Source organism: Streptomyces sp. NBC_00988 (assembly GCF_045162645.1).
Classification (GTDB): domain Bacteria; phylum Actinomycetota; class Actinomycetes; order Streptomycetales; family Streptomycetaceae; genus Streptomyces.
On sequence record NZ_CP108730.1, the window covers coordinates 5,358,096 to 5,380,699 of the forward strand.

The following is a 22,604-nucleotide window of genomic DNA, read 5'->3' on the forward strand; positions in this document are numbered from 1 at the left end:
CCGCATGGCGCACACCTGAGCGACGGCTGAGCGGACGACGCCGGTCCGGCCGAGGCTCAGTCGGCCGGACCGGCGTCTGGCTGCATTCTGCACCACTGGGCCGTGCTGGGCGTCGGGACCTCTCAAGTCGCCTTCCGTGAGGGCTACTTGGCGCGGTAGCGGCGCATCTTCGCGCGCGAACCGCAGACCGCCATCGAGCACCAGCGGCCCCGGCCCGCCGGGCTGCGGTCGTAGTACGCCCAGTGGCAGGTCGGCGCCTCGCACGCCTTGAGGCGGGGCCAGGTGCCCTCGACCAAGGACCCGGCGATCGCTGCCGCCACACGGGAGAGCAGGGGTTCCGCGTCGGCGGGGGTGAGGCGGGCGGAGCCGTCGTGGGCGTCGATTTCGATCAACAGCGGGGCCCGTGCGAGGAGTTCACCGAGCGGGGTCACGTCCTGGTGCGCGGGATGGCCCGCGTGGGCCAGCAGCGTGGCGCGCAGGGACTCGCGCAGTTCACGGGCGTGCGGGACCTGGTGTGCAGTGAGTCCGAAGAGGGCCCGGCCGTCCTCCGTGTCGAGCGCGTCGGCCCCCGCCTCGATGTCCAGCGTGTTCACCAGGGCCTCGATCAGGGCCAGGTCGCCGGGGGCGGGACCTCGTTCACTCATGGTTGCGACCACTTCATGCTTGCGACGTTACCTCCAATGCGGGAGCATGCAGTAACCGTTACCGCCTGGCGGTATCTATGGGTAACTCGAAGGAGTCCGTCATGACCGACCCCTCCCCCATCGCCGAGCTGGGTGCCGTCGTCCTGGACTGTCCCGATCCGCGCGCGCTCGCCGCCTTCTACGCCGGGATCCTGGGCGGCGCCGTCGAGGACGAGGACGGCGGCGACTGGGTGGACCTGAAGCTGCCGGGCGGGCGGACGCTGGCGTTCCAGGAGGCCCCCGGACACGTACCGCCGGAGTGGCCCGCGACCGGCGGCTCCCAGCAGTTCCATCTCGACCTGACCGTCACGGACCTGGACGCGGCCGAGAAGGACGTCCTGGCGCTGGGCGCGACGCCGCTGGACACCGAGGACCGCTCACGCGCGTGGCGTGTGTACGCCGACCCGGCGGGGCACCCGTTCTGCCTCTGCGCCTGCTGAGACCGCCGACACCACCCACACAGCCGACACAGCCGACAACAGGGAGATCACCATGTCCGCCGTGGCACGTTTCCGTTCCACCGTGCTCGACTGCCCCGACCCGCTCGCGCTCGCCGAGTTCTACGCCGGGATCCTCGGCGGCACCCCCCACGTCGCCCACGACGAGTGGGTCGTACTCGATGTTCCGGACGGGCCGCGGCTCGCCTTCCAGCGGGTGACGGACTACACCCCGCCCCAGTGGCCGCGCGCGGACCGGCCGCAGCAGCTCCATCTCGACTTCGACTCCGGGCCGACCTGGGCGGAGCTGGAGGTCGCGGAGGCGAAGGCGCTGGCGCTCGGCGCGCGGCCGTTGCACCAGGAGGACAAGGAGGACTTCCGGGTGTACGCCGATCCGGCAGGGCATCCCTTCTGCCTCTGCCGGATCGACCACCCGTAGAACCCGTAGAACCTGTAAAACCCGTAGAACCGCGTGTTATCCGTCCAGCTCGGCGATCTTCGCCGTCGACGGCTCGCGACGCTGCTGGGCGGCGCGGGCCGTGAAGTCGGCGCTGCGCAGGGCGCGTTGGACGTTGCCCCAGCTGAGCAGGGCGAGGTCGGGCTCGGACCAGCCGCGGTGGAGGAGCTCGGCGATGAGGTTCGGGTAGCAGGAGGCGTCGGCGAGGTCCTGCGGGTGGGCCGTGCCGGCGTCGTACGTGCCGGACAGGGCGACGCACTCGCGGCCCGCGACCTCGTGGACGTGGTCGAGGTGGTCGGCGACGTCCCGGACGGACGGCCCGGTCTGCTCGGCGGTGAGCGGCACCATGCACAGGCCCTTGGCGGCGCCGACCGCGGCGAGGAGTTCGTCGGAGAGGTTGGCCGGGTGCGGGCGCAGGGTGCGGGCGGCTGAGCGGGTGAACAGCACCGGTGCCTTCGAGACCGCGAGGGTGCGGCGGATCGTGCCGTCGGAGGCGCCGGAGAGGTCGGCGAGCACGCCGAGGCGGTTCATCTCGCGCACGACCTCCTCCCCGAACCGGGTCAGCCCGGCCTCGCTCGCCCAGGACACCCCGGACAGCGTGAGGACCCGTAGGCCCAGCGCGTGCAGGGAGCGCAGGATGCCCAGGGAGTCGCCGAGCGCGGTGGCTCCGGCGGGGCCGAGCAGCACGGCGATACGGCCGCAGTGGCGCACGTCGGTGGTCTCGCCGGCGGTGTACGCCAGGCGCAGGCCCTCGGGGTGGGCGCGGACCACCGTGTTCACGAGGTCGAGCTGCTCCAGGGTGGCGCCGACCGCGCGGTCGCCGGCGAGGCCCTCGGGCAGGTGCAGCGACCAGAACAGCGCGCCGACATGCCCCTCGCGCAGCCGCGGCACATCGGTGGCCACGGAACTCTCCCCCAGCTCCAGGTCGAACCACGGCAGGTGCCGCAGCGCCCACGGCAGCCCGCTGTAGCCGTCCGCGACCGGGTGCGCGGCGAGGATGGCGTGCGCGCGCTCCAGCGGGGCGGCGGCCGGGTCGGAGACGGGGTCGTACGGTTCCGCGGTGTCCGGCGGGAACGGCCCGCCGGGAAAGGGCTCGTGGACCAAGTCGTCGAGGTCGCCGACCTCGGTCGGCGCGTGCAGTTGGTCCTGGAGGTCGGCCATGGCGGGCTCCGTACGTCGTTACGGCAGTACGGTCACCGTCGCACGCCCGCAAGGGGGCCACCTGGTGGGCGGGGCGTTCGGGGTACGGGCGCGGGAGTGGGCGCTCCCGCGCCGCGCCGGTCAGCCGTCCAGCGACTCGATCGTCGCGTTGGACGGCCCCCGCGTCGCCTGGATCCCGCGTGCCACGTCTTCCGCCGCGCCCAGCACCCGTACCGCGTTCTGCCAGGTCAGCTTGGCGAGGTCGGCCCTGGACCAGCCGCGGTCCAGCAGTTCCGCGATGAGGTTCGGGTAGCCGGAGACGTCGTTGAGGCCGTCGGGGGTGAAGGCCGTGCCGTCGTAGTCGCCGCCGATGCCGAGGTGGTCGACGCCGGCGACCTCGCGCATGTGGTCGAGGTGGTCCGCGACCGTGGAGACCGTGGCGACCGGGCGCGGGTGGAGCTCCTCGAAGGCGTGGTGCACCTTCATCGCCTCTTCGGTGGTCTCCAGGTGGTGCAGACCGTGCGCGCGCATGTTGTCGTCGGCCGCGGCCGTCCAGTCGACGGCGGCCTGGAGCACGAACTTCGGTACGAACGTCACCATCGCCATGCCGCCGTTGGCGGGCAGCCGTTCCAGCACGTCGTCGGGGATGTTGCGCGGGTGGTCGCAGACGGCCCGCGACGACGAGTGGGAGAAGATCACCGGGGCCGTCGAGGTGTCCAGCGCGTCGCGCATGGTCGTCGCCGCCACGTGCGAGAGGTCGACGAGCATGCCCTCGCGGTTCATCTCCCGCACGACCTCGCGCCCGAACGCCGACAGTCCGCCGACCCCCGGCTCGTCCGTCGCCGAGTCCGCCCACGCCACGTTGTCGTTGTGGGTGAGCGTCATGTAGCGGACACCGAGGGCGTACAACCCCCGCAGCGTGCCGAGGGAGTCGGCGATCGAGTGCCCGCCCTCCGCCCCCATCAACGAGGCGATACGACCCTCCCCGCGCGCCGACTCCATGTCCGCGGCGGTCAGCGCGGGCGCCAGGTCCTGCGGATAGCGGGCGAGCAACTGCCGTACGCAGTCGATCTGTTCGAGCGTCATCGACACCGGGTCGGGCAGGTCCGAGCGCACGTACACCGACCAGTACTGCGCACCGACGCCGCCCTCGCGCAGGCGCGGGATGTCGGTGTGCAGATGCGCGTTCTGGCGTACGGCGATGTCGCGGGCGTCGAGGTCGTAGGTGACCTGCGTCCGCAGCGCCCAGGGCAGGTCGTTGTGCCCGTCGACGACCGGGAACTCACGGAGCAGCTCCCGGGCCTGGTCCAGTGACGTCATCGCCGTCACTTCCCGAAGCCGAAGCCGCTGCCGGAGCCCTCGGCCTTGGCGCGCAGGCGCTTGCCCTTCTCGGTGGCCTGGTCGTTCAGTTCCTGCTGGAACTCCCGCATGCGGACGAGGAGTTCGTCGTCGTGCGTGGCCAGGATCCGGGCGGCGAGCAGGCCCGCGTTGCGCGCGCCGGCGACCGAGACGGTGGCGACGGGGACACCGGCCGGCATCTGCACGATGGACAGCAGCGAGTCCATGCCGTCCAGGTACTTCAGCGGCACGGGGACGCCGATCACCGGCAGCGGGGTCACCGAGGCGAGCATGCCGGGGAGGTGGGCGGCGCCGCCCGCGCCCGCGATGATCACCTTGAGGCCGCGGCCGTCGGCCCGCTCGCCGTACGTGATCATCTCGCGGGGCATGCGGTGCGCGGAGAGGACGTCGACCTCGTACGCGATCTCGAACTCGTCGAGGGCCTTCGCGGCGGCCTCCATGACGGACCAGTCGGAGTCCGACCCCATGACGATTCCTACGACGGGTCCTGCGACGGAGCTCATTCGGTGATCGTGCCTCTCAGATAGCCGGCTGCGTGACGGGCGCGGTCCAGGACGTCGTCCAGGTCGTCGCCGTAGGTGTTGACGTGGCCCACCTTGCGGCCGGGCTTCACGTCCTTGCCGTACATGTGGATCTTCAGCTGGGGGTCCCGGGCCATGCAGTGCAGGTACGCGGAGTACATGTCCGGGTAGTCGCCGCCGAGAACGTTACACATCACGGTCCAGGGGGCCCGTGCGCGCGGATCGCCCAGCGGGAGGTCGAGGACCGCGCGGACGTGGTTCGCGAACTGGCTGGTGATCGCGCCGTCCTGGGTCCAGTGACCGGAGTTGTGCGGGCGCATGGCGAGTTCGTTGACGAGGATGCGCCCGTCGCGGGTCTGGAACAACTCGACGGCGAGGTGGCCGACGACCCCGAGTTCCTTGGCGATGCGCAGCGCCATCTCCTCGGCCCGCAGCGCGAGGGACTCCTCCAGGTCGGGGGCGGGCGCGATCACCGTGTCGCAGACGCCGTTGACCTGCTGGGACTCTACGACCGGGTAGGCGACGGCCTGGCCGTGCGGGGAGCGTACGACGTTCGCCGCCAGCTCCCGCACGAAGTCGACCTTCTCCTCGGCGAGCACGGGAACGCTGGCGCGGAACGGCTCGGCGGCCTCCTCCGCGGAGTCGACGACCCACACGCCCTTGCCGTCGTAGCCGCCGCGGACGGTCTTGAGGACGACGGGGAAACCGTCCCCTTCCCCGGCGAACGCGACGACATCCGCCGGGTCACTCACGATCCGGTGCCGTGGGCACGGCACGCCGATCTCGACGAGCTTCGCGCGCATCACGCCCTTGTCCTGGGCGTGCACGAGCGCGTCCGGGCCGGGGCGCACGGGGATGCCGTCCGCCTCCAGAGCGCGCAGATGCTCGGTGGGTACGTGTTCGTGATCGAAGGTGATCACATCGCAGCCCCGCGCGAAGTCACGCAGCGTGTCGAGGTCGCGGTAGTCGCCGATGACGACATCGCCGACGACCTGCGCCGCGGAATCCTGAGGGGTGTCACTGAGGAGCTTGAATCTGATGCCGAGCGGGATGCCCGCCTCGTGTGTCATACGAGCGAGCTGCCCCCCGCCGACCATGCCGACTACCGGGAACGTCACTCCCCCAGGGTATCGGTCACGCCAGGGCGGCCTGATTTCCGTACCTCTTACCGTTCCTTTCCGGGTCTCTTCCCGACCTGTGAGCGGCTTCACGGGCGCCGGGGGAAAGCGGTGGTTAGCATGGCTGGGTCGAGAATCCGAGAAGACGGGGGCCTGCACAACCATGGAGCCTGGTTCCGAAGGGCCTTTCAAACGGCTCGCCCGCGAGGTCGCCAAGTTCGGCGCGGTGGGCGTGGTGGGCACCGTGGTGAACTTCGCGGTCTCGAATCTGCTGTGGCATCTGACCAGCCTGCAGGCCGTGCGCGCCAACGTGATCGCGACGATCGTCGCCATCGGGTGCAACTACGTCGGCTTCCGGTACTTCACCTACCGTGACCGCGACAAGAGCGCCCGCACCAAGGAACTGAGCCTGTTCCTGGCGTTCAGCCTGGTCGGCCTGGTGATCGAGAACGGCGTCCTGTTCGCGGCGATCTACGGCTTCGGCTGGGACAGCTCGCTGCAGCGCAACGTCTTCAAGGTGCTCGGCATCGGCATCGCGACGCTGTTCCGCTTCTGGTCGTACCGCAGCTGGGTGTTCAAGGCGCTGCCGGCGGAGGACGAGGGCGAGGCCGAGGGCGAGGCCGAGGGCGAGGCCGAGGGCGAGGCCGAAGAACCCGTCGCGAAGGCGGAGGCCCCCCTCATCGAGCCCCAGCGTGAGCCGCAGCCCCGCCCCAAGCAGCACGTGAGCTGAACCCACCCGCTCCCTCCGGTCCCTAGCGGACCGTGGGCTCGTCCTCGTCCACCGGCGGCCGCTTCGCCGGCGGCGTACGCGACAGGAACAGCCCGAACACCGGCGGCTGCGCCTGCAGCATCTCCAGCCGCCCGCCGTCCGCCTCCGCGAGGTCCCGGGCGACCGCGAGCCCGATCCCGGTGGAGTTACGACCGCTGATCGTCCGCTCGAAGATGCGAGCACCGAGGTCCGTGGGAACGCCGGGCCCTTCGTCCGTGACTTCCACGACGGCCTGGTTGCCGGTGACGCGGGTGCGCAGGGCGACCGTGCCGCCGCCGTGCATCAGGGAGTTCTCGATCAGCGCGGCCAGCACCTGCGCGACGGCGCCCGGAGTGCCGACGGCCTGGAGATGCCGCTTGCCCGAGCTGACGATCGCGCGGCCCTCGCTGCGGTAGGCGGGGCGCCACTCGGCGAGCTGCTGCTGGATGACCTCGTCGAGGTCGAAGGAGACGGCGGACCCGGTGCGAGGGTCACGCGCGTTGGTGAGCAGCCGCTCCACGACATCGGTGAGCCGCTCGACCTGCGTCAGCGCGATCGTCGCCTCCTCCTTCACCGTGTCCGGATCGTCGGTGAGGGTGATCTCCTCCAGCCGCATGGACAGCGCGGTCAGCGGCGTACGCAACTGGTGGGAAGCATCGGCGGCCAGCCGTCGCTCGGCGGTAAGCATGCGGGCGATGCGCTCGGCGGAGGAGTCGAGGACGTCGGCGACCCGGTCCAACTCCGGGACGCTGTACCGCTTGTGCCGGGGCCGCGGGTCACCGGAACCGAGCCGCTCGGCAGTCTCCGCGAGGTCGGTGAGCGGCGAGGCGAGCCGGTTGGCCTGCCGTACGGCGAGCAGCACGGCAGCGACTACGGCGAGCAGCGCGACGGCGCCGATGATGAGCAGCGTCCGCCCGACCTCCCGGGTGACGGTCGACCGCGGCTCCATCACGGTGACCGTCTCGCCCTCCTCGCCCTTGGCGGTGGAGCGGATGACGTCACCGGTCGGCTTGGTGCCGACGGCGATCACCGGGTCGCCGGGGATGCGGATCACGGCGTAACGGTCCTCCGTGACCTGCGTGCGCAGCACCTCGGAGTCGACGATCTCCGCCCCGAGGATCCGGCTGTCCACGATGCTGGCCAGCCGGAGCGCCTCGGAATCCACGCGTTCCTGGGCGCTGTTGCTGATGGTCCGCGTCTCCACGATGACAAGGGACACACCGAAGACAGCGATGACCACGAGCACCACGGCGAGCGTGGACTGAATGAGACGACGACGCACGGGGCCCTCCGGGCGGTGACTTTTAGAGAACCGGTGTGTGTCGCACCCTCACAGTGGTGTCGCGCGTAGACCGGCTAGCTCTTCTCGAAACGGAACCCGACACCCCGGACCGTGGCGATGTACCGGGGGTTGGCCGCGTCGTCGCCGAGCTTCTTCCGCAGCCAGGAGATGTGCATGTCGAGGGTCTTGGTCGACGACCACCACGTGGTGTCCCACACCTCGCGCATCAACTGGTCACGCGTCACCACCCGCCCGGCGTCCCGTACGAGCACCCGCAGCAGGTCGAACTCCTTGGCGGTGAGCTGGAGTTCCTCGTCGCCCATCCACGCGCGGTGGGACTCGACGTCGATACGGACGCCGTGCGTGGCGGGCGGCTGCGCGGGCTCGGCCGCGCCGCGCCGGAGCAGGGCCCGGACGCGGGCGAGCAGTTCGGCGAGCCGGAAGGGTTTGGTGACGTAGTCGTCGGCGCCCGCGTCGAGGCCGACGACGGTGTCCACCTCGTCGGCGCGCGCGGTCAGGATGAGGATGGGGACGGTGTGGCCCTCGGCGCGCAGTCGGCGGGCCACTTCCAGGCCGTCCATGCCGGGCAGGCCCAGGTCCAGGACACACAGGTCGATGCCGCCCTGGATGCCGGCGTCGAGCGCTGTCGGTCCGTCCTCGCGCACCTCGACCTCGTAACCTTCCCGTCGCAAAGCGCGGGCCAGCGGCTCCGAGATGGACGCGTCGTCCTCGGCGAGCAGTACACGGGTCATGAGGTGATGGTAGTCCGCCTCGGACAGCGGTCGGGGTGTGATCGCCACGAGTGATTCTTACCTTGGGGCAAGTCGGATCCGCAGCGGTGAAGAATCCGGTCCGAACCTGTGCCTGTGGGATGCCATCCTTGTATCCACCTTCGAAAGGTCGACCACGGTTCCACTTATCCCTGTGATCGATGTCTCAAGTCCTTCCATTTCCGGCGGTGTCCTGCCGTATGGTGACCTGACCGCCTGTAGTAGCACCGGGGCCTTTGGCGAGCATTTCCAGCTGAAGGTCTCTTTTGTGTGCGGGCTGGCCGCTGCCAGCCTCCCCCCACCAGCAAGGAACGACCATGGCGTCCAGCCTGACGAAGGACTCGGTGACTCCGGGCACCCCCGGTTCCGAGACGACCTTCTTCGGCCACCCCCGCGGACTGGCCACCCTCTTCATGACCGAGATGTGGGAGCGATTCTCCTACTACGGCATGAAGGCCCTGCTCCCGCTGTACCTGGTGGCACCGGGCGGCCTGCACATGAGCGTGGCCACCGCGACCGCGATCTACTCGGTGTACCTGTCGCTCGTGTACCTGCTCGCCCTCCCCGGCGGCTGGTTCGCGGACCGGGTCCTCGGCCCCCGCAAGACGGTCGCCGTCGCCGGCGTGATCATCATGCTCGGCCACCTCACCCTGGCCCTCCCGTCCTCGGGCACGTTCTTCGCGGGCCTGGGCCTGGTGGCGATCGGCTCGGGTCTGCTGAAGGCCAACATCTCCACGATGGTCGGCCACCTCTACGAGGGCCCGGACGACCCGCGCCGTGACGGCGGCTTCACGCTCTTCTACATCGGCATCAACATCGGCGCGTTCGCCGCGCCGCTGGCCATCGGCACCGTCGGCGAGAACTACAACTGGCACCTCGGCTTCGCGCTCGCCGCGGTCGGCATGGCCATCGGCCTCGCCCAGTACCTGCTCGGCACGCGTCACCTCAGCTCCCGCTCGGACATCGTCCCCACGCCGCTGTCCGCCGAGGAGAAGGCGGCCACGCTGCGCAAGTCGGGCCTGTGGGCGGCCGTCGCCGTCGTCTTCTACGCGGTCGTCGGCTTCTCCGGCCACTACACGCTGAACTGGCTGCTGGTCCCGATCACCGTCGCCGGCCTGCTGATCCCCGTCCTGGTCATCGCCCGCATCAAGCGCGACAAGGACCTCGACCGCGCCGAGCAGTCGAAGATGTCCGCGTACATCTGGTTCTTCGTCGCCGCGGCCGTGTTCTGGATGATCTACGACCAGGGCGGCTCGACGGTGTCCCTGTTCGCCGACTCCTCCGCGAAGAACACCGTCTTCGGCTGGAACTTCCCGATCTCCTGGTACCAGTCGGTCAACCCGGTCCTCATCATGGCCCTGGCCCCGGTCTTCGCCTGGGCCTGGCTGGCCCTGGCCCGCCGCGGCAAGGAGCCGAGCACGGCGACCAAGTTCGCGATGGGCCTGGTCCTCATCGGCGCGTCCTTCTTCCTCTTCCTGGCCCCCCTCGCGATCGCCGACGGCGGTCACAAGGCGGCGGCGATGTGGCTCGTGGCGATCTACTTCGTCCAGACGGTCGGCGAACTGACCCTCTCCCCCGTCGGCCTCTCCGTCACCACGAAGATGGCCCCCGCGAAGTACGCCTCCCAGATGATGGGCGTCTGGTTCCTCGCGGTGACGGCGGGCGACGCCACAACAGGTCTGCTGTCGATCGCCGGGGTGGACCTGAACAAGACGGGCATCGTCACCCTCCAAGCCTTCCTCGCGGTCCTCGCGGGCGCGGCGGTATGGATGTACCGCAAGAAGGTCAGGGAACTCATGGGCGACGTCCACTGACACTCGTCTACGGCAACGCGGCATAGGGCCGCTGGATCCTTCGGGGTACGGCGGCCCTTTCCGTTCCCGGCGCTTTCCAGTGACCGTTGGGCCACTCGCTTCTTGGTCAGTGTCGGGCTTCCACGGCCCGAGTAAAGGGCGCTCCCTGCGGTCGCGTCGCCTGCGGCGATTCCGCTGCGCTCCACCCTTGACTAGGGCCGCTCCAGCCCGTTTCAGAAGCGAGCGAGCGGCCCGGAGGAACGGGTGGCCAGGCAGGGACCCCCTTGCCTGAACCGTGCTGCCGATCGGTGTGGAGGGGCGCGCTGCGGTCTCGCCTGCACGCCGGATGGTTTTAGCGGCTACCGGTCGGTGGGGGGCGCGCTGCCGTCCCGCCTGCATGCCGGTGGGCTCAGCGGCCAACGGTGGGTGGGTGGTTGCTGGAAGCCGGGGGTAAATCTAACCACTCCAGCACCCGTTGAGTGGTTAGAAATGACCCCAGCCTCCAGAGATGCCGGGGCCACGATGGGGGGCCGGGGCGGGTGGGTCGGAGAAGTGTGACACTTCCGCTTCGACTGCCACATTGCAGCGAACCGGGTACCGCAGGGAGGCGCAATTGGCAGATGGGGGCCATCACCCGGGCCGCCGCCCAGGACTGGCCCGGAGTTCTTCCCCATGCCTGTGGCCCAGAACTGCCCATTACCCACTGCCTGTTCTGTTGCCCGTGACCTGTTGCTTGTGGGGTCGAGGTCGGTCCCCGCACACACCACCGGCCGGTAGCCGCCAAACCCTCCCCGCTGCGCAGGCGAGACGCGAGCGCGTTCCCCTCACCCCCGGCCACGCCACCGGCGCCCCTCCTTGCCCCTTGGCCCCTTGGCCCTTGGCCTGGTGGCGTCTTGCGCAGCAAGTCCCCACCGGCCGACAGCCGCTGAGCCGAGGTGGCGTGCGGGCGATACGGCAACGCGCCGCCCTCGCCCCGACCCGGCCCTCTCCGGAAGCCGGGGTCATTCCTAACCAGTCAAAGCCCGCGACAGTGGTTAGATTTACCCCCGGCTTCCCGCAACCACCCACCCACCGTCGGCCGCTGAACCGAAGCGGCGTGCAGGCGGGACGGCAGCGCGCCCCCCACCGGCCGGTAGCCGCTAAGCCCACCCGGCATACAGGCGAAACGCGAGCGCACCCCCACACACCGGCCCGGAACCCAGTACAGACAAGGGGATCCCTCCCTGGCCACCCATCCCTCGGGGCCGCCCGCTCGCTTCTGAAACGGGATTGCGTGAGACGAGTCAAGGGTGAAGCGCAGCGCAATCGGCGCAGCCGACGCGACCGCAGGGAGCGCCCTTTACTCGACTCACGCAATCCCGACACTGACCACGAAGCGGGCGGCCAACCCGTACTTGTCAGCGCAGTCGCTTCCGTCCCGGCATGAACGTGAACACCGCCACGCCCAGCAGGATCGCCGTACCGGATACCAAGCCGAGCGCCTTCAGGCCGCCGTGACTGTCCGAGCCCGTCTCCGCCAAGCCTCCGGAAGTCGATGTCGACGTTGATGTACCGCCTGACGTGGACGAGCCGCCTGACGCGCCGCTTGCCTGTTCTGTTGTGTCGAGGGTCAGGGAGACCTCCGACTTCGTGGGGGTGCAAGTCGTCGTCGTGCCAAGGGCGTTGACCGTGAGGACGCCGGGGGAAAGGGTCGACGTACCGCTCGCGCCCGGTTTGTAGGTGCCCGTCAGGTCTGGGATCTCTATCGGGTCGCCGGACTTGATGGCGGCGGAGTTGGTCGGGCCCTCCACGTGGACCGTGCCTTTGTCGGCGCCGCCCAGGACCACCTCCATCGACGGCTTCACGGAGTCCGCCGGGATGTCCGCCGGGCTGTCCATCACCGACCCGTTGAACTTCACGGTGAGGTCGTAACTCCCGCCGTCCTTCGTGGCGTTGATCTGGACAGGTGAGGTCGCGTTCTTGTCGCCGATCGGCGTCTTGCACGCGTAGGGGACGGAGACCTCCTTGCCGGTGAAGTCCGTCTGGCCCGTCCCGGTGCCGTCGCTGGCGCTCGCCGATGTCGAATCACTGGGCGACGCGGACTCCGAGGCTGACTCCGATGCCGATGCCGATGCGGAAGTCGACGTCGAGTCCGATGGGGTTGGGGACGTGCTGGACGAACTGCCGTCCCCCGCCGTCACGTTGATCGTCGCCGAAGGCGAGACCGTCGCCGTCGGTGTGCACTTCGTGTCCGTCGAGAACGCGTTGACCGTGTACGCGTCCGGTGTCAGCGTCACCGACCCCGCCGTCGTCAGCTTCAACGTGCCCTTCATGTCGGACAGGGTCATCACCGCGCCCTTGGGGATCGCCGGGTTCGTGCGCGGGCCCTGCATCGCGATGTCGGCGGTCTGTGCGCCGCCCGCCTTCAGAATCCCGGACGGCTGGACCGAGTTGGCGGGCAGGTCGATGATGTCGGGGTTCTTGGACGCGGCCTGGGTGAACTTCCAGACGACGTCGACCGTGTCGCCCACCTTCGCCGTGGCAGGCGCGGTGATCTCCACCTTGGTGGTGCCGTCGACCGGGTCGATGCCGGCGGGCGGCACGCAGTGGGTGGCGTAGGACACCTCGGCGGCCTGCGCGGTCCCGGCGGTCAGGCCGAGCGCGAGGCCCGCACCGCCGAGGACCAGCGCGAACGTGGCCGCGCCCGCTCTCCGTACACCGCCTCCGCCGGCCGGTATGACTCTCCTTCGCTTGCTCACGTAAGTCCCTTCCTGGTGGGAGTCGTCGGACTCGTCGGGCTGTCGTCGTGCGGTGCGGAGAGTCGACCGGCCGCCGTGCCCGGATCCGAATCCGGGGTGAACCACGGCAGGGTCGAGGTCGTAGGGGCGGCCGCTTCCTGAGAGTCGGCCGGCTTGCCGAACTTCGGTATGCGCTGGGTGACTTGGGCGGACATGTGCAGGGCCCTGTGCCGGGGCGGGCCCATGCTGCGGGCCGCCTTGCGTGGCCGTAGCCGGTCCACCACGGCCATCCCGATGCGGAACACCGCCGCCGGTACGACCACGCAGAGCAGGATCCAGAACAGGGTCACGCCCCAGGGTCGGCCCACGCCCCACGGTTCTTCGGCCAGCACCCGGCCGCCGTACTTCATCGAGACGCTGTAGTCGCCGTGCGCTCCGGCCGACAGTTCGACGGGGAGTCTGATCTCCGCCTTCCCGCCGGGCGCGATCGTGCCGCTGAACTGCTGGTCGTCCCACTGTGGCGCGAACACCCCGTGGGAGGTGCCGACTTGGAACACGGGGTTCTTGACGGGGGACGAACCGGCGTTGCCCACGGTGAAGACCAGCGTGCGGGACGCCGGCGCCCCGAACCAGGTCAGCAGGCCGCTCGAACCGTCCAGCCGGGTGTCGGAGAGGACCGACAGACGGCCGGCTGAAGACTCCGCGGGTAGTGGTTCGACCGCGTGGCCGGCCACCTGGAAGACCGTGTCCGCGGACGCGCTCGCCCCCGTCACCGTCGCCACATGCACCACGCACGGGCACGGCACCGGCGGTTCGGACACCGGCAGCTTCTTGCTGAAGATGCCCTTGGCGTCCGTCGTCACGGCTCTGCCGTCCGCGTTCACACAGGAGTTGGTGCCGCCGATCACCCCGCGCGCGGGCGTCGCCTGCCCGCAGATCAGCATCATCAGCAGGGCGTGCGGCCGCCAGCCGCTCCCGGAGACGGTGATCGAACCGCCCGTCCCCGCCTGCGACTTGGAGAGCTTCACTCTCGGACCGCTCGCCGCAGCGGCGGACGTCGCCCCCGCCAACGGCAGCAGAAGCAGCGCGAGTACCGCCACCAGCGCCGGGATCCGCACTTTGCCGCTCACATCACCGCTCCCGTCAACTCGGCCTGCGTGCACGGGTGTTCGGCCGTCTCGTCGCCTTCATCCGTACGGCGCCGGCGACGTCGTAGTCGTACGAGAAGCAGCGCCGCCCCGGCCGTCAGCGCACCCCCGGTCCCCGCCACCGCTTCCCACGGCACGAACCGTGTCGACACGTCCGCCGTGTCGTGGGCGCCGCCCGTCGCCGTGACCATGAGGCGCAGGTCGACCGCGTCCAGGGTGGGGTGGTCGGGCCAGGGTTCGGTGAGCTTCAGGCGTTGGCCCGGCGGGAGTTGGACCGGGAGGGTGCGGGAGGCGCGGTCCAGGACGGTGCCGAAGATGCCGGTGGCGTGGACGGCGAGTTTCGGGGTGAGGGGTGTGGTGCCGCGGTTCACCAGGTCGTAGGTGATGCCGGTGGCGTGGACCGCTACGTGTTCGATGGTCAGTGCTGACAACGCCGGTCCGGCTATGTGGAGTTGGAGCCGTACCGTCGCCTCTCGGCCCTTCGCGTCCCGCGCGGTGATCGTGGCGGTGTGGTCGCCGGGGGCCGCGGTCGTCGGGACGTTCACCGTGAAGGGGATGTCGGCTCGGGTGCGGGCGGGGACGCCGACTCCCGTGTCGGCGAAGGTGATCGGGACGCCCGCGGCCTGTAGTCGGACCGTGATCGGGCGGCCGGTCGGGTTGGTCACGGACACCGTGTCCTGGAGGGTCGTGCCGGGCTCGCCCTCGGCGTAGAACGCCGGGCGTCCGCCGCCCGCGGGCGCAACGGTCCATCCCCCGGCGGCCGTTGCGGTCGGTGTGGCCGCCAGGAGGGCGAGGACGGACAGACACAGGACGCGGGCGGTTGACAGCATGGGCGGCTCCACGGCGGTCGTACGAGGGCGTCAGCGGCGGGCGCGGGCCGTCTGGTTGCGCCGGGTCAGCCACAGGGTGCCCGCCGCGCCCGCGAGCAGGACCGTGCCGCCGAGCGTGCCGAGGGCGATGACCGAGTCGTCGGGGCCGGTCTTCGGGAGCGTGCCACTGGAGTCCGTACCGGTGCCGGAACTGGTGGAGCCTGTGCTGCCCGTCGAGCCGCTGGATCCCGACGAACCGCCCGCCGCCGTGACGTCCAGCGTGAGGGACGGGCCGGGGCTGTTGGTGGGGGTGCACGTCGTCGTCGTACCGAGGGCCTTGATGGTGAGGACGGCCGCCGTGAACGTGACCTTGCCGGATGCCTTCGGGGTGTACGTACCCGTCAAGTCGTTGATTTTGATGGGGGTGTTGGCGGGGATCGCGGCCTGGTTGGCGGGGCCCGACACCGCGACCGTGCCGCTGTCCGCGCCGCCCAGTTTGATGGTGGCGCTCGGGCTCATCGCGCCCTTGCCGAGTTCGACGGGGCTGGACGAGACGCCCTTCTGCCAGGACATGGTGAGCTTGTAGCCGCTGCCGCTCTTGACACCCTTGATGTCGATCGGCGAGACGGCGGTCTTGACGCCGATGGGCGTCTGGCACTTGTAGTTGACGTCGACCACGTCGGCCCGGGCAGCGGGGGCGGCCATGAATACCGCCGAGCCGGCCAGGGCCGCGACGGACGCGAGCGCTGCGGTTCGTTTCTGGTACGACACGGTCCCCTCATTCCTGACGGCACATCAGATCGGCCGTCAAGGTACGCCCGGGGTCGTGAGGAAGGAAGACAAGGCGCACGCCGGAGTTGTGACGATCCGGCGTGCGCGAGGAGGTCGACAAGTGGACGGGGTGACCGGAGGTAACCCGAGGTGGGCGTCAGCCGAGCCGGGCGGGCAGCCCCCAGCGGCGCAGCACCTCGGGCACCACGACCGTGCCGTCGGCCTGCTGGTGCTGTTCGAGGATCGCGGGGAGGAGTCGGCTGGTCGCCAGGCCCGAGGCGTTGAGCGTGTGCACGTACGCCGCCTTGCCGCCGCCTTCCGGGCGGTACCGGATGCCGCCGCGCCGGGCCTGGTACTCACGGGCGTTCGACACCGAGCTGACCTCCGTGTACGCGCCGAGGCTGGGCAGCCAGACCTCCACGTCGTACGTCTTCGCCTGGGCGGGGCTGGTGTCCCCTGCGGCCAGTTTGGTGACCCGGTAGTGCAGTCCGAGGCCGGCCACCAACTCCTCGGCGCGGGCGAGGAGTTCGAGCTGGGTCGCGTCCGAGTCCGCGGGGCGCGCGAACTGGAACAGCTCGACCTTGTTGAACTGGTGGCCGCGCAGGGTGCCCCGGTCGGCGGTGCGGTGGCTGCCGCTCTCCTTGCGGTAACAGGGCGTGTACGCCACGTACTTGCGCGGCAGCTCGGCCTCGTCGAGGGTCTCCCCGCGGTGCAGATTGACCAGCGCGGTCTCAGCGGTGGGCAGCAGGAACCGCTCCGGGCGCCCACCCTCGCCCTCCTCCACCACGAACACCTCGTCGGCGAACTTCGGGAACTGGCCCGCCGTATAACCGGCTTCGTAGGTCAGCACATGCGGCGGCAGCACGAACTCGTAGCCCGCGCGGCGGTGGCTGTCGAGGAAGTGGTTGAGCAGGGCCCACTCCAGCGCGGCGCCGTCGCCCCGGTAGATCCAGTGGCCGTTGCCGGCGAGGGCGGTGCCCCGTCGGTAGTCCACGAGGCCCAGATCCTGGGCGAGTTGGACATGGTCGCGGGCAGGAGGGTCGAGGGGTGGGGTGCCTACGGTCCGTACGACCTCGTTGTTCTCCTTGCCGCCCGCGATCACGTCCTCGTCCGGGAGGTTGGGCAGGGCGTCGAGGAACTGCTGGTGTTCGCGCGCGAGTCGGGCGAGTTCGCCCTCGGCCTTCGTGACCTGGTCGGCCAGGGTCGAGGCGGTGGCCTGGAGGTCGTCGGTGGCGGTGCCCGCCCTGCGGTGGGCCGCGATCTCCGCCGAGACGCGCTTACGTTCGCCGCGCAGCCGCTCCACGGCCGTACGGGTGTCCCGGAAGCGGGTGTCCAGGGCGAGGAAGGCCGGGAGGTCGGCGTCCACGGCCCGCTTGCGCAGGGCCTCGCGGACCCGCTCGGGCTGCTGTCGGATGAGGGTGACGTCGAGCATCGTGCGTGCTCCGTCCGGTCGGCCGGGGCACAAGAATCGCCCCGGGGGTGATCCCTCGGGGCGTGGGCGAGAGGGTGCTCGCGGTGCCACCACGCCTTCACCGGTCGCGGGCCGTACGGCCGTGGAAACGGTCGCGTACCGCCGTAGAACGGTCTCGTTCTGGCCCGGTGACGGGGGCCGGCCGGCGGGGCATGGGGCCTGCCGGGGCGGCGGGCCGTTCCTCCCCGCGCTCGGGAGGGGATTCGCCCGGGGTGCGAGGCCGCCTTCACAGCGTCGGCGGCTCTCTCGGCTCGCGGGACCCGGGGTACTCGTCTCCGTCAGCGCGTTGGGGACGAGCGTAGGTCCGGGGCGGGGGGCGGGGAAACGAATTTCCCGACCGGCCCGACCGGCGGACGGAAGCGGGGGCGGGCTAGGCGGGGGCGCCCAGCTCCGCCCAGACCGTCTTGCCGGTGACTCCCGGGGCGCGGACGACCCCCCAGTCCAGGCAGAGCCGCTGCACGATGAACATGCCGTGGCCGCCGGGGCGGCCCGCGCGGTGCGGGGTTCTGGGGGCGGGCTGGCCCGTGCCGCGGTCGGAGACCTCGACCCGGATCACCTTGTTCTCGCAGGTGATCCACATCTCGTCCGGGCCCTCGGCGTGCAGACAGGCGTTGGTGACCAGTTCGGAGACGACGAGGAGCACGTCCTCGGCGGCCGCGCGCCGGTCGGCGCCCTCGGCGGGCAGCCAGCCCCAGGCGTACAGGGCCTGGCGGGCGAAGTCGCGGGCCAGCGGTACGACCCCGCTCTCGCCCGCGAAACTGAGCCTGCGGGTGTTCCGGCCCGCGGCCGGTTCGGCGTCGTCCCCGACGGACGGCACGGCAGCGCCTCCGGCGGGCGCCTCCGCGGCGCCACCGGACTCCGGGCGGTCGCCCGGCGGGTAGGGCCGGGTGGTGCTCATCAGCGCTTCACCTCACCGATTCACCGGTTCACGATTCAAGAGTCGGTACGTGTTCAGTCGGTACGTGTTCAAGAGTCAGTACTACGTGTTCAAGGGTCAGTACGTGGATCAGGAGCGATTTCGTCGCTCGGGGTCTCGACGGGTTCAGATGTTCTCCTGCCCGAGCGAACCGGCAAAACACCCCTTACTCGGCACGGAAGACGAGGCACGGGGAATCCGCCGGTCGCACGGGGGAGAACAGGGCTCAGCCGGACTCGTCGGCGAGGGCGGCCCCGAGGGTGTCATGGACGGTGAAGACCGCTTCCGCCCCGGTGATCTCGAACACGCGCGCCACCGCGGGCTTCATCGCCGCGAGGTGCACTCCGCCACCTGCGGCTTCCGCCTTCAGGCGCGCGCCGAGCAGTACGTTCAGGCCCGTGGAGTCGCAGAACTCCAGCCCTGAGCAGTCCACGACGAGCCGTGCGTACCCATGGGCGAGCAGGTCCTCCAGCGGTTCCCGCAACAGATCGGCGGTGTGGTGATCCAACTCACCCGCCGGTGTCACGACAGCGCTGAGGCCCTGTTTCCGCACCTCGACCAGAAGCCGGCCAGACTGTGCGCTGCCGACCGTCCCGCGGTCCATGCCGTCTCTCTCTCCCGAGGTCGTGGCTGTTGACGTTCGCCCTGGAACACTACGCCTTCCTCACACTCTCCGACACCCGAACAACCGCCCACAAGTGGACATATGGGTACACAGCGCACTTGCGGCGGGCTCCGGAAAACGGGTAGGGCTAGTAGGGACAAGTATTTGGACATTCGATACGACGGACAAGTCCGGCCGGAAGGCCGGACCGACGGGTCCGGCTGTCGATACGACCGACCGACCGACACGACCGGCTTTGGAGGCGCCGCACTCCGCAGTGCACGCACCGGCTTCGGCAGCCATATGCCGAGAACGATGGAGGACGCCATGTCACCCCGGCTCGACGCATCGCCTACCCCCGCAGCGACGTCGACACCCCCACCGGCACAACTGGATCCCAATGCCATCGAGGGGCTCCCCGAGATCCCCCCGTACAACGAGGTCGGCGCCGTAGACGCACGGGCGCTCTCCAAGACCCTCTTCGAGCGGCTGGAGTCGCTCGAAGAAGGCACGCACGAGTACTCGTACGTCCGCAACACCCTCGTCGAACTCAACCTCGCGCTGGTCAAGTTCGCCGCCTCCCGGTTCCGCTCGCGCAGCGAGCCGATGGAGGACATCATCCAGGTCGGCACGATCGGCCTGATCAAGGCGATCGACCGCTTCGAGATGAGCCGCGGGGTCGAGTTCCCGACCTTCGCGATGCCGACCATCGTCGGTGAGATCAAGCGCTTCTTCCGTGACACCTCATGGTCCGTGCGCGTCCCGCGCCGGCTGCAGGAACTCCGGCTCGACCTGGCCAAGGCCGGCGACGAACTGGCCCAGCAACTCGACCGCGCCCCCACCGTGGGCGAGTTGGCGGAGCGCCTGAAGATCTCCAAGGAGGAGGTCGTCGAGGGCATGGCGGCGTCAAATGCCTACACGGCCAGCTCACTTGACGCGCAACCCGAGGAGGACGACTCCGAGGGCGCCCTCGCGGACCGTATCGGCTACGAGGACCACGGGCTCGAAGGCATCGAGTACGTCGAGTCGTTGAAGCCGCTGATCGCCGAACTCCCGTCCCGGGACCGGCAGATCCTCTCCCTGCGCTTCGTCGCCAACATGACACAGTCGGAGATCGGCGACGAGCTGGGCATCTCGCAGATGCATGTGTCGCGGCTGCTGTCGCGGACACTGGTGCGGTTGCGGAAGGGACTGACGGTGGAGGAGTAGAACTCCCCTGGCCGTAGGCCCGTATCGCCTGCATCGCCTGTACTGAGCGCGGCGCGCGTGTGTGCGCCGCGCTCAGGCGTTCCCGGACGCTCCCGTGCCGTCCTCATACCGCCCTCATACCGCCCCCGGGTTACCCACAGAAACCTCTTTCCCCACCGGTCGCCTTCCACCACTATGGTCACCCGACAAACTGGCTGGTAGGTCAGGACGGGCGCGAGGAGGCGGGTGAATGGTTCGCTCCGAGAAGGACGACGGCGTACCCGGAGCGTCCGACGCCCGGCTCACGGAGTTACTGCGCGCCGACACGTCCACGGTCTACACGGCCCTGCGGGAACTCCGCACCCGGCACCAGCCGTCCGTGCTCTCCTACGCCCGCCTGTGCACGACGAGCGAGTCGGCGGCCCGGCAGTTGGCGGCCCAGGCGTTCACCCTCGCGGCCCGCGAGACGGCACGCGGCGTGGACCCGTCCGTCCCCTGGCGGCACCAACTCCTGCTGCTCACAGGGCGGATGGCCGCGTCATGGTCCCGGGACGACCGCTCGACCGGCCTGGACGCCGGCCTCCTCCTGCTCCTGAACACGACGGACCCGGCACCCGCCATGCTCCCGGCGTTCCTCTCGCTCCCCTCCCGGACACAGGGCCTGGTCTGGTACGGCGTCGTCGACCGGGAACCGGAGACCGTGACCGCCGCCTTCCTCGGCCTCACCCGCGAGGACGTCGTCCACGGCACCGGACCGGCCCTCCAGTCCATGGCCCAGGCCTGCCTGAAGTCCCGCCTGGCCGCCTCCGACGACCCGCGCTGCGGTGACTTCCGGCGTCTGATCGAGGAGTCGGTACGCCCCGACAACCCCCGCGACAGCGCCGACCTGCACGCGCACATGGCGCGGTGCGTCCACTGCACGGGCGCGTACGAGGAACTGACGGCACTGCGGGACGCGCCGCGGGTGACGCTGGCGGAGGGGTTGGTGCCGTGGGCGGGGGCGTCGTACGCGATGCGGGGGCGCGAGGAAGCGAGGAGCAACGCCCGCGGGACTCCGGCGAGTTGGGCACCTTCGCGCCGGCTGGTGCTGGCGTCGGCGGCGCTGGGGGTGGCGTTGGTGCCGCTGCTGTTCTTTCTGTTGCGGCCGGGTGGGGCGACGTCGCATCCGGGGGCGGCGGCGGGCGCAGTGGCGATTCCGTCCGGTCCATCGGGTCCGTCCGAGGTGACGGTGACGGCGACGGTCCCGGTGACGCCGTCGGTGTCTTCCGCCAAGTCGCCATCCCCGACGAGGAGTTCGAAGCCGACGCGATCGGCGAGCCCGACGTCCTCACCGACTCCGGCCGCTCACGCGCCCAATGGCACCTACGCGCGGGTCGTGAACGTCTCCACGGGCCGGTGCCTGGACATCCGCGACGGCGACCTGACGGAGGGCACGGATGTGATCACGGCCCCCTGCACCTCGTCCGACACCCAGCTGTGGCGCGTCGACTCCGGGCGCGGGGTGGTGCAGTCCTCCGCCGACTCCGACCTGTGCCTGGACAGCCGGGGGTCCGTGGACAAGGGCGTCGGCATCTGGGAGTGCGATTCGGTGAACGGGAGCCACGGCGACAATCTGCGGTTCACGGTGGACGCGGACGGGGTGATCCGGCCGGCGATCGCGATCCTGACGGGGATGACGCCGGACGGGGAGGAGGGGGTGTCACTGGTGCCGCTGAGCGGGGGTGCGGGGCAGCGGTGGCGGGCGGGGTGAAGCGGGGTCCCGTCGGCCGGGTGTGGGTGTGAGCCGTACCGGAGTTGTCATTTCCGGTGAGACTGAGTGGTCCGAACTGTGGCTCCACCAAAGGGGAGTTGGGCATGGCTGCACAGGCACAGGCACAGAACATCGACGAGGTCGTGGACGGGCTGGCGGGGATCGTGCGGGAGGCGACGGATGCCGGCGACCGGGTCGGCTACTTCGCGGCGCTGTACCGGCAGGTGACGGTGGAGATCCGTACGGCCATCCACGCCGGGCAGTTCGAGGACGGCGCCCGGATGGACCGTTTCGACACGCTCTTCGGCAACCGCTACTTCGCCGCGTACGACGCCTGGCGCCGTGACCGGAGCGGGCCGCGCTGCTGGCGCGAGACGTTCGGGCTGCTCACCGACGCCGACACGGTGATCGTCCAGCACCTGATCCTCGGCGTGAACGCGCATATCAACCTCGATCTGGCCGTCGCCGCCGCGGGGACCGATCCGGGCAAGGACATCCAGGCGCTGCGGCACGACTTCCTGCTGATCAACGACATCCTGGCGCGGGTGGTGCTGGTGCTGGAGGACTCGGTGGGGGCCGTATCCCCGCTCCTGTCGCTGCTGGACAAGGTCGGGGGCCGCACGGACGAGGAGATCCTGGACTTCAGCGTCGTCCAGTCCCGGCAGGAGGCCTGGTACAACGCGGTACTGCTGGCGGGCCAGACGGAGGCGCAGCGCGAGGTCACCATCGAACGGCTTGATGTCCGGGCTGCGGTACTGGCGCGGTTGATCGCCCGGCCGGGCCTTCTCGTCCGACCGGCGCTGGAGCTGATCCGGGGGACGGAGAGTGGTGACGTGGGGGCTGTCATCGCGCATCTGGACGGGGCGATGGAGCGGGCGTCCGCCGGGCGGGGCACGGGTTGAGGCCCGGCGGATCAAGCGTC

Annotated in this window: 21 protein-coding genes; 7 read left to right on the forward strand and 14 right to left on the reverse strand. The window is 70.3% G+C overall.

Annotation, left to right across the window (positions count from 1 at the left end; translation table 11 throughout):
- Positions 1-143: 143 nt before the first annotated feature.
- Positions 144-644 (reverse strand): CGNR zinc finger domain-containing protein, encoded by a 501-nt coding sequence (locus OG496_RS24345; protein WP_405972383.1) that lies wholly within the window; start codon positions 642-644, stop codon positions 144-146.
- 101 nt (positions 645-745) lie between these two features.
- Here OG496_RS24345 and OG496_RS24350 point away from each other — a divergent pair, with 101 nt between their 5' ends.
- The gene (locus OG496_RS24350) at positions 746-1,123 is read left to right on the forward strand and encodes a VOC family protein (RefSeq protein WP_405972384.1); all 378 of its coding nucleotides are present in this window, start codon (positions 746-748) and stop codon (positions 1,121-1,123) included.
- 52 nt (positions 1,124-1,175) lie between these two features.
- Positions 1,176-1,559 carry a VOC family protein gene (locus tag OG496_RS24355; RefSeq protein ID WP_366498919.1) on the forward strand — a complete coding sequence of 128 codons (384 nt, stop codon included), beginning with the start codon at positions 1,176-1,178 and terminating at the stop codon, positions 1,557-1,559.
- Between the two features lie 36 nt (positions 1,560-1,595).
- Here the strand turns inward: OG496_RS24355 and OG496_RS24360 are convergent, their stop codons facing one another.
- The 4 genes from OG496_RS24360 to OG496_RS24375 all read right to left on the reverse strand — a co-directional run bounded on the left by OG496_RS24360 (position 1,596) and on the right by OG496_RS24375 (position 5,715).
- Positions 1,596-2,738, reverse strand: a complete 1,143-nt coding sequence (locus OG496_RS24360) for a dipeptidase (RefSeq protein WP_405972385.1) — start codon at positions 2,736-2,738, stop codon at positions 1,596-1,598.
- A 120-nt stretch (positions 2,739-2,858) separates the two neighbouring features.
- The gene (locus OG496_RS24365) at positions 2,859-4,037 is read right to left on the reverse strand and encodes a dipeptidase (protein ID WP_405972386.1); all 1,179 of its coding nucleotides are present in this window, start codon (positions 4,035-4,037) and stop codon (positions 2,859-2,861) included.
- A gap of 5 nt (positions 4,038-4,042) precedes the next feature.
- On the reverse strand, positions 4,043-4,579 hold the full coding sequence (gene purE, locus OG496_RS24370) for a 5-(carboxyamino)imidazole ribonucleotide mutase (protein ID WP_366498916.1): 537 nt from the start codon (positions 4,577-4,579) through the stop codon (positions 4,043-4,045).
- Complete coding sequence (locus OG496_RS24375) at positions 4,576-5,715, reverse strand: 5-(carboxyamino)imidazole ribonucleotide synthase (RefSeq protein ID WP_405972387.1); 1,140 nt, start codon at positions 5,713-5,715, stop codon at positions 4,576-4,578. The genes purE and OG496_RS24375 overlap by 4 nt, the downstream gene beginning before the upstream one ends.
- Before the next feature lie 163 nt (positions 5,716-5,878).
- Here OG496_RS24375 and OG496_RS24380 point away from each other — a divergent pair, with 163 nt between their 5' ends.
- A complete protein-coding gene (locus OG496_RS24380; RefSeq protein WP_405972388.1) occupies positions 5,879-6,445 on the forward strand; it encodes a GtrA family protein in 567 nt (188 codons plus the stop codon).
- Between the two features lie 22 nt (positions 6,446-6,467).
- On the opposite strand, the gene OG496_RS24385 is transcribed toward OG496_RS24380, so the two are convergent.
- Together OG496_RS24385 and OG496_RS24390 are read right to left on the reverse strand one after the other, a co-directional pair.
- Positions 6,468-7,745 carry an ATP-binding protein gene (locus OG496_RS24385; RefSeq protein WP_399395576.1) on the reverse strand — a complete coding sequence of 426 codons (1,278 nt, stop codon included), beginning with the start codon at positions 7,743-7,745 and terminating at the stop codon, positions 6,468-6,470.
- 74 nt (positions 7,746-7,819) lie between these two features.
- On the reverse strand, positions 7,820-8,497 hold the full coding sequence (locus tag OG496_RS24390; RefSeq protein WP_174447603.1) for a response regulator transcription factor: 678 nt from the start codon (positions 8,495-8,497) through the stop codon (positions 7,820-7,822).
- Positions 8,498-8,832: 335 nt separating this feature from the next.
- Here OG496_RS24390 and OG496_RS24395 point away from each other — a divergent pair, with 335 nt between their 5' ends.
- Entirely contained in the window at positions 8,833-10,329 is a 1,497-nt protein-coding gene (locus OG496_RS24395) for an oligopeptide:H+ symporter (protein ID WP_366498912.1), read from the forward strand.
- A 1,376-nt stretch (positions 10,330-11,705) separates the two neighbouring features.
- On the opposite strand, the gene OG496_RS24400 is transcribed toward OG496_RS24395, so the two are convergent.
- From OG496_RS24400 to OG496_RS24430, 7 genes are all read right to left on the reverse strand, one after another.
- On the reverse strand, positions 11,706-13,046 hold the full coding sequence (locus tag OG496_RS24400) for a hypothetical protein (RefSeq protein ID WP_405972389.1): 1,341 nt from the start codon (positions 13,044-13,046) through the stop codon (positions 11,706-11,708).
- On the reverse strand, positions 13,043-14,155 hold the full coding sequence (locus OG496_RS24405) for a hypothetical protein (protein ID WP_405972390.1): 1,113 nt from the start codon (positions 14,153-14,155) through the stop codon (positions 13,043-13,045). Before OG496_RS24405 ends, OG496_RS24400 begins: the two co-directional genes overlap by 4 nt.
- On the reverse strand, positions 14,152-15,003 hold the full coding sequence (locus OG496_RS24410) for a hypothetical protein (RefSeq protein WP_405972391.1): 852 nt from the start codon (positions 15,001-15,003) through the stop codon (positions 14,152-14,154). The genes OG496_RS24405 and OG496_RS24410 overlap by 4 nt, the downstream gene beginning before the upstream one ends.
- A 30-nt stretch (positions 15,004-15,033) precedes the next feature.
- Positions 15,034-15,753, reverse strand: coding sequence for an LPXTG cell wall anchor domain-containing protein (locus OG496_RS24415; protein WP_366497069.1), 720 nt, complete (start codon positions 15,751-15,753; stop codon positions 15,034-15,036).
- 157 nt (positions 15,754-15,910) lie between these two features.
- Positions 15,911-17,185, reverse strand: a complete 1,275-nt coding sequence (gene serS, locus OG496_RS24420; protein WP_405972392.1) for a serine--tRNA ligase — start codon at positions 17,183-17,185, stop codon at positions 15,911-15,913.
- 409 nt (positions 17,186-17,594) lie between these two features.
- Entirely contained in the window at positions 17,595-18,122 is a 528-nt protein-coding gene (locus OG496_RS24425) for an ATP-binding protein (protein WP_366497067.1), read from the reverse strand.
- A 244-nt stretch (positions 18,123-18,366) separates the two neighbouring features.
- Positions 18,367-18,744, reverse strand: coding sequence for an STAS domain-containing protein (locus OG496_RS24430; RefSeq protein WP_366497066.1), 378 nt, complete (start codon positions 18,742-18,744; stop codon positions 18,367-18,369).
- A 327-nt stretch (positions 18,745-19,071) separates the two neighbouring features.
- Between OG496_RS24430 and OG496_RS24435 the strand changes: the two genes are divergently transcribed.
- From OG496_RS24435 to OG496_RS24445, 3 genes are all read left to right on the forward strand, one after another.
- A complete protein-coding gene (locus OG496_RS24435) occupies positions 19,072-19,953 on the forward strand; it encodes an RNA polymerase sigma factor SigF (protein ID WP_405972393.1) in 882 nt (293 codons plus the stop codon).
- A gap of 229 nt (positions 19,954-20,182) precedes the next feature.
- Positions 20,183-21,682, forward strand: coding sequence for a ricin-type beta-trefoil lectin domain protein (locus OG496_RS24440; protein ID WP_405972394.1), 1,500 nt, complete (start codon positions 20,183-20,185; stop codon positions 21,680-21,682).
- Between the two features lie 104 nt (positions 21,683-21,786).
- Complete coding sequence (locus OG496_RS24445) at positions 21,787-22,584, forward strand: DUF5995 family protein (RefSeq protein ID WP_405972395.1); 798 nt, start codon at positions 21,787-21,789, stop codon at positions 22,582-22,584.
- Positions 22,585-22,604: the final 20 nt, after the last annotated feature.

What these genes read in the sequence shown, in the direction of transcription:
- OG496_RS24345 (WP_405972383.1), bottom strand. Translation starts at nt 644, where the DNA reads ATGAGTGAACGAGGTCCCGCCCCCGGCGACCTGGCCCTGATCGAGGCC.
- OG496_RS24350 (WP_405972384.1), top strand. Translation starts at nt 746, where the DNA reads ATGACCGACCCCTCCCCCATCGCCGAGCTGGGTGCCGTCGTCCTGGAC.
- OG496_RS24355 (WP_366498919.1), top strand. Translation starts at nt 1,176, where the DNA reads ATGTCCGCCGTGGCACGTTTCCGTTCCACCGTGCTCGACTGCCCCGAC.
- OG496_RS24360 (WP_405972385.1), bottom strand. Translation starts at nt 2,738, where the DNA reads ATGGCCGACCTCCAGGACCAACTGCACGCGCCGACCGAGGTCGGCGAC.
- OG496_RS24365 (WP_405972386.1), bottom strand. Translation starts at nt 4,037, where the DNA reads ATGACGTCACTGGACCAGGCCCGGGAGCTGCTCCGTGAGTTCCCGGTC.
- purE (WP_366498916.1), bottom strand. Translation starts at nt 4,579, where the DNA reads ATGAGCTCCGTCGCAGGACCCGTCGTAGGAATCGTCATGGGGTCGGAC.
- OG496_RS24380 (WP_405972388.1), top strand. Translation starts at nt 5,879, where the DNA reads ATGGAGCCTGGTTCCGAAGGGCCTTTCAAACGGCTCGCCCGCGAGGTC.
- OG496_RS24390 (WP_174447603.1), bottom strand. Translation starts at nt 8,497, where the DNA reads ATGACCCGTGTACTGCTCGCCGAGGACGACGCGTCCATCTCGGAGCCG.
- OG496_RS24395 (WP_366498912.1), top strand. Translation starts at nt 8,833, where the DNA reads ATGGCGTCCAGCCTGACGAAGGACTCGGTGACTCCGGGCACCCCCGGT.
- OG496_RS24410 (WP_405972391.1), bottom strand. Translation starts at nt 15,003, where the DNA reads ATGCTGTCAACCGCCCGCGTCCTGTGTCTGTCCGTCCTCGCCCTCCTG.
- serS (WP_405972392.1), bottom strand. Translation starts at nt 17,185, where the DNA reads ATGCTCGACGTCACCCTCATCCGACAGCAGCCCGAGCGGGTCCGCGAG.
- OG496_RS24425 (WP_366497067.1), bottom strand. Translation starts at nt 18,122, where the DNA reads ATGAGCACCACCCGGCCCTACCCGCCGGGCGACCGCCCGGAGTCCGGT.
- OG496_RS24430 (WP_366497066.1), bottom strand. Translation starts at nt 18,744, where the DNA reads ATGGACCGCGGGACGGTCGGCAGCGCACAGTCTGGCCGGCTTCTGGTC.
- OG496_RS24435 (WP_405972393.1), top strand. Translation starts at nt 19,072, where the DNA reads ATGTCACCCCGGCTCGACGCATCGCCTACCCCCGCAGCGACGTCGACA.
- OG496_RS24440 (WP_405972394.1), top strand. Translation starts at nt 20,183, where the DNA reads ATGGTTCGCTCCGAGAAGGACGACGGCGTACCCGGAGCGTCCGACGCC.
- OG496_RS24445 (WP_405972395.1), top strand. Translation starts at nt 21,787, where the DNA reads ATGGCTGCACAGGCACAGGCACAGAACATCGACGAGGTCGTGGACGGG.